Source organism: Novosphingobium sp. HNCC26DJ243 (genome assembly GCF_057180545.1).
The window spans coordinates 1-5563 of sequence record NZ_JBXUGN010000015.1 but is presented as its reverse complement, the minus strand read 5'-3'; the positions used below and the strand labels follow the sequence as shown (position 1 = coordinate 5563).

Here is a 5563-nt window from a genome sequence, read left to right as displayed (position 1 = left end):
ATCGACACGGGTGTGACGTCGCTATAAAATTTTGTTTGCCTTCAGGCACGTCTCGCGGATCCGGGGGCGACTGGAACAAGCAGTTCATACAGGATAAAACCTAATCCGGTTCGTTTATAATATCAGATCGCCCGCTTGGAACTTAGTGAAGTTTAGGTCAGCCAGCAATATGCTGCCGTGGTCGGCCACAGTCAAAATCACGCCGGCAGCGGTCTGCGATATGGAAAAGTCATCTATATTAAGCCCTTCCCCACGAAAATCGAGCTTGTCGCTGCCCACTTCAAAACCAGTGATCGTGTCAGAACCCCAGCGACCGGCAAAAACAAAAGAATCAGAGTTTCCGGCGCCACCATCCATGAAGTCGTTGCCATTGCCTCCAATAAGGATGTCCGAACCGCCGTGGCCAACAAGAATGTCATTGCCGTCACCTCCAAACAGCCGGTCCACGCCGCCGAAGCCTAGCAGCTTGTCATTGCCGTCTCCGCCAAGCAGTTCATTGCGGCCATTGTCGCCGCCCAAAATGTCGTCGAAGGCCGACCCTGTTAGGTTCTCAATCGAGTAAAAGCTGTCACCAGCGGCATCTCCAAGATTAGCGTATGACTTTAGAAGGTCAGCGCGGACACCCGTCTTGGCTTCTTCGTAGCTGGCTGTGTCGCTGCCAGTCCCCCCTTGCAGAACGTCTGCGCCAGCGCCTCCTTCGAGGATGTCATCTCCGCCCAGCCCGATCAGCAGATCATTACCCGCCTTGCCAAAAAGATGATCATCAGTTCCTCCTCCTGTCAACTTATCGGCTTTGGCCGTCCCTATGCCGGTAGGAGTGGCAGTAGGCGTGGTGACAGGGTGCGAAGTGACGGGAGGAGCCGGTGTATCCGACACATCGCCCACTGTCACCTTTACCGATGTGCTCGAACTGAATTTGCCGTCATTGGCAATAACCGTTACTGTGATATTCTTTTCCGCCTCGTAGTCGATCGTCTGTCCCGCCTTCAGGTAAAGCGCCGATCCTTTTACGACGAAGCGGCTGTCGCTGGTGGTGTAGTTGTAGGAGTTAACTTTGTCGGGGTCCTGAAGGGACAGGTCGGCAATTTTGGTTTCAATCGCCGTGTTCTCCAGCAAGGTCACCGGGGCACTGGCGATGAAGCTGGTCGGAGCTTCGTTGACGTCTGCAACCTGAACATTCAATGTTTCCGAAACTTTATGACCATCGATTGTGGCGCTCACCACCACAGCCACCGAGCTGCCCGCCTCATAATCGAAGTTGGTGCCAGCCAAAGTGTAGATTGCACCGTTCTTAATCACGAAGCGCTGATCGGAGACGGAATAGCTCACCGGATCGACCACCGTGGCAGATGCCAGCGTAGCGACTAGCTGAGAAGTCGTCACATTTTCGGTAAGGGTTGAGACATCGAGCGCACCTACGTTGATCAATTGAGCCACGGCCGCAGTCTTGGTCACATCCAGCTTGACAACTGAAATGCCATTGCCGTCCTGCGCGATCAGCGCCAGTTCGACATGTTGCCCTGAGGCCAGCGTCTTGGCAGCATCGGCCAGCATGAATACCTTGTCGCCCGACACATAGAAGCGGTTGTCTGTCACTTCTACTGACGAAGCATCAGTGGCAAAGCTGCCGATCAGCCGGTCCGGATGCGCCGAACTCGGTTGCGGCGTCGATAGAGAAGTAGTGGCCGTACGGTTGGCCAGCATTGAGTGGGCGTTGCCCAACACATTGTTACCCATTGCCAGCGAGCCCGGCACTTTCGACGTAAAGCTGATCCACTGACTGTCGGTCGCGTATGCGCCCGCAGCGTTGTTATGGGCGACCTCGATCGAAGTTTGTCCAAACCTCGACAGTTCGTTGAACACGATGCCCTTTGCGCCAATAGCCATCACCTGGCCAACAAATTTGTTGCCTGTTACGTCGAGATCTTCAACAGTTCCGTAATAGCGGATCATGCCCGCATTGATGCTCTGGCTGAGATTGCCACCACCGACGAAGGTGTTTCCGCTGATCTCCGAATGGCCAACCGTCTCTGACAGTTTGATAACCGCGAGGTCCTTTTCGACACCCGGCTGGACCACCGGCATGTCCTTGAACGTATTACCGATTACTTCAATGTTCATGGCAATGCCATCACGCATTGGCTTCACCAGAATCCCGGTCGCCTCAGATCCGTTGTGCCTGGCGTCGACATATGCTGCACCAGCATCCTCGATGTAATTGTCGCTGATGACAAGGCCCCAAGCTTTGGCGTAGATCGCGTTCGAATCTTCTTGGCCGAGCACACCCTTCACATGCTTAATTGTATTTTCGGTGATCAAATTGTCGCCGTGATTTTCGGCGATTGCTCCGCGCACGTCTGCGAAGACCGCCGCGTTTGTATCCTGAAATGTCCCAACTGAAGTGATATCATGTGCATAGTTGTTGGCGATGTAGAGTTTAGTATAATGTCCCGGAACGTCTGGCTGGAAATTGGTGCCAATCATGAACCCGGTCTGCACGCCGTTACCTTTAACGTTGGGTTGCACCGCGTGGCCCCAATCATTCCCGGTTGCGTTTACCTCCGTCCAGAGTGACGAGTTGATGTCGAGCATCCCGTACGTACCGACCAGCACGTTGTTGTGAAACTCTACTTTGCCCATCTGCGTGGTGTCTGACACAAAAGTGAAGGCATTTTCACAATTGATGAATCGGCAGTCTTCAATTGTCACACCTGGGCCGATCTTGGAAGTGCTGCCCGGCTCGGACAAGGCCAGGCCGCCGCGATCTGGATCGAACCGGCCGAATGCATACGTGGTGGTCGAATGATACGGACTACCCGGACTCAGATCGACGCAGCCGGCCAGCGGTTGTCCGAAGCCATCAAACGTCACGCCCTTGACAGTAACATCGGCATCTTTGAGATAGAGCCACGCGTCAACCTTGTCCGCAACAAAGATCGGCGGGGTATCGCCGTAGCCGTAAATCCCGACCGGAGCGTAACGGGGTTCGCCATCGACATGATAAGTACCTGATCCGATCTTTCCCGGAACGCCCTTCGCTATACAGGCGTCCAGCCATGCATCGATTGTCGGAAAGTCCTTCGCATCAAGAGCATTGGCCGGAATATCTTTGCTCGGATTGTAGTGTGATACAGCGCTCGTCGCCGAGCTTTCCGAAGATGCGGCTCGTGCGGTGGATGACGAAGTTGCGTTAAAATTGATTTGCGGGCCAGAAGCAGTCACAGATGTCATGGTATCGAGAGGCATACGTAAACTCCACGCGACCGCATATACGGTTTTGAATGTGTCGAACCTGCTGCCTGCGACATGCAAATGCAGGTTTTCCTTCAACCTCTCCGTTATATTTTTTGCAGTGTAACGCCGAACTAATGAACAAAGTTAATGGGAATTAATCAGAATATTTACTAATTATTTACATTGAATAAAATTGCAGTAACCACTGCCTTCTGAAAGAAATTTCACGTTTCTCGGCAACTCCACACAGACAATTCCCATCTGACTGTGTGGCCCCCAACCCACTCTTACCAGGAGCATTACGGGGCGGTTGCATGCCGACTGTTTTTGCATTCTCTACACGTTCAGATGCGACGGTCGCTGGGGGAGCCGCGCTTGCAAATTGGCACGACGGTGACTGCTGGCAAACGCTTTAATAGCCATATCAGACCGAGCATCGAGCCCCGCCCTGAGGCCTTTATCTCGAAGGCTGGATTGGCTGAAACGGGACATAGTCATAGAGACTACATCAAACTCCATCGCATCGTAAGCGAGGTCTGACGTATTCAATCACCCGCAAGTGTTGCGGCTGACGTTTTAGACTGGCCAGATCCGTCGCGTTTCAGCACCAAAAACTTTAGAATGCCCCCATTGCCAGTTCATCGTTATCCTGAAACCGAACTGGGATACCAACCCCACGTAGCTCGTTGAGTGAGACAAATTGGGCGGCCGCGGCCGTGGCTGAGAGGCGCTCGAATTGTAAAGGCGGCATCAAGGGCCGAACTAGTTCAAGGACGTCAGACAGTCTCACAAGGATGTTGTCATCTTCAGCGATCAACAAACGGACTGGGCCAGACACGTCGCTACGAGTTCGAGCAATCGTGGAAAATTCAACCCCGCGCGAAGTCATGCGAAATTCGCTCACCGCGCTGTGCGACGGTGCCGTTTCTGGAATTCGTGTGCTCTGGGCCATTGTTGGGCCCCGACCTGTGCGATGATTTGATCCACTTGCCGTGGGCAAGAGTTCTGGATTGGTCATGCCGGATGGGCCATCATCATGGCTGTGATGATCGAGCCCTACCGAAACACTCTTCTCTTTGTCCTCAATAAAAGCAACGGGCGCGCTTGCACCTCTTGGCGCATTTGCGTCAGACAACGGGGTTGGGGGAGGCTCGACCCGCACCCCGCCAGACTGCGGATCGTCCAGGTCCAGCATCGCAAGGTATTGCCTCTGCGACTCCGGTTGGACCGGTATTGCTGATAGGCTTTGATCGGGCTGCCCTAGATCGTCAGCCTGTATTTCAGTGGACGAAAATCCCTCTGCAAAACGCGATGCCGTTTCCTCGGCAGCTAGATCAGTCGGCGCAGCCATGGTGCTATCTGACGTAGAGGTAATGCCAACGGGGCCGTCACTGCCCCTAGTTTCACCTAAGTCAGATGCGGGCGCGATTGACAACTCCGACTCTACCTTTTCTGGTATGTCAGGCGTCAAAAGCGGACCCGACAACCGTGAGCCAGAGTTTGGGTGTGTAACAAGCTGGTTTGAAACGCTGGCGAGTGCCTGCTCTGCCCGCACCTGGCCAATCAAAACATCCGCTTTGTCAGGCTGCAAGTTGCCGGCCGGCGTCGGCGGGGAATAAGACACGTGGACAGGTTGATTTGGTGCGAAAGGCATCGACGGCTGGAACGCACTGTCAGTCAGCAAGCGCTGGGAGATTGGCAAGAGCGGCGGGTTCATCCGCAGCGGCAATCTCGGCATGTTCTTGGACAAATTTCCATTTAGTGTCAATGGTGATAGTATTGTAGCGCTGGGCAGTACAGCTACGAGTCCCGCCGCGGTCCATGCCATAATCGTCATTGGGCTAACCGCGCCATCCGGCTTATTCACGCGGGCTTCGACCCGACCTTGCCGCATTTGGAATCTCCGTATCCGTCCGGTTTCAGGAGTGTCTCTTAGTCAACGTACCAGCAAGACGCCAGATTGGGTTGTGAATTTTAAAGCGGATATCATTGGTCGTCCTAGGAGACGCTTCTGAAGTGCTTTGGCAATGCGCTGGACCTTGCATGGCAAAACCGGTGAGATGGTGCATATGATGTAGCGCGTGAAGCCGCGAGAAACCAGCAGAATGCCGCAGGCATAAGACCGCTATTCCATTGCTCGCTGAGCAGGCAAGGCACACAATGTTCGGCAAATCAGCCAGCATGCTATCGCGGCAGACGATGATCTCAGCGAACACCATCACTGACCATAATGCGAGATGCCCACCATCTCGAGGGCATCTCGCCGCAAAATTCCCAATTTACACCGGAGCACCAGGATAATGCACGGATGACAAGCTTCGTGTGATCC

Annotated in this window: 2 protein-coding genes; both read right to left on the bottom strand. The window is 53.9% G+C overall.

The genetic code is table 11. From position 1 onward, the window contains the following. Window positions 1-114 precede the first annotated feature (114 nt). Window positions 115-3246, bottom strand: a complete 3132-nt coding sequence (locus tag AC2A04_RS18210; RefSeq protein ID WP_484213779.1) for a hypothetical protein — start codon at window positions 3244-3246, stop codon at window positions 115-117. 604 nt (window positions 3247-3850) lie between these two features. After that, the gene (locus AC2A04_RS18205; RefSeq protein WP_484213778.1) at window positions 3851-4585 is read right to left on the bottom strand and encodes a hypothetical protein; all 735 of its coding nucleotides are present in this window, start codon (window positions 4583-4585) and stop codon (window positions 3851-3853) included. Window positions 4586-5563 lie beyond the last annotated feature (978 nt).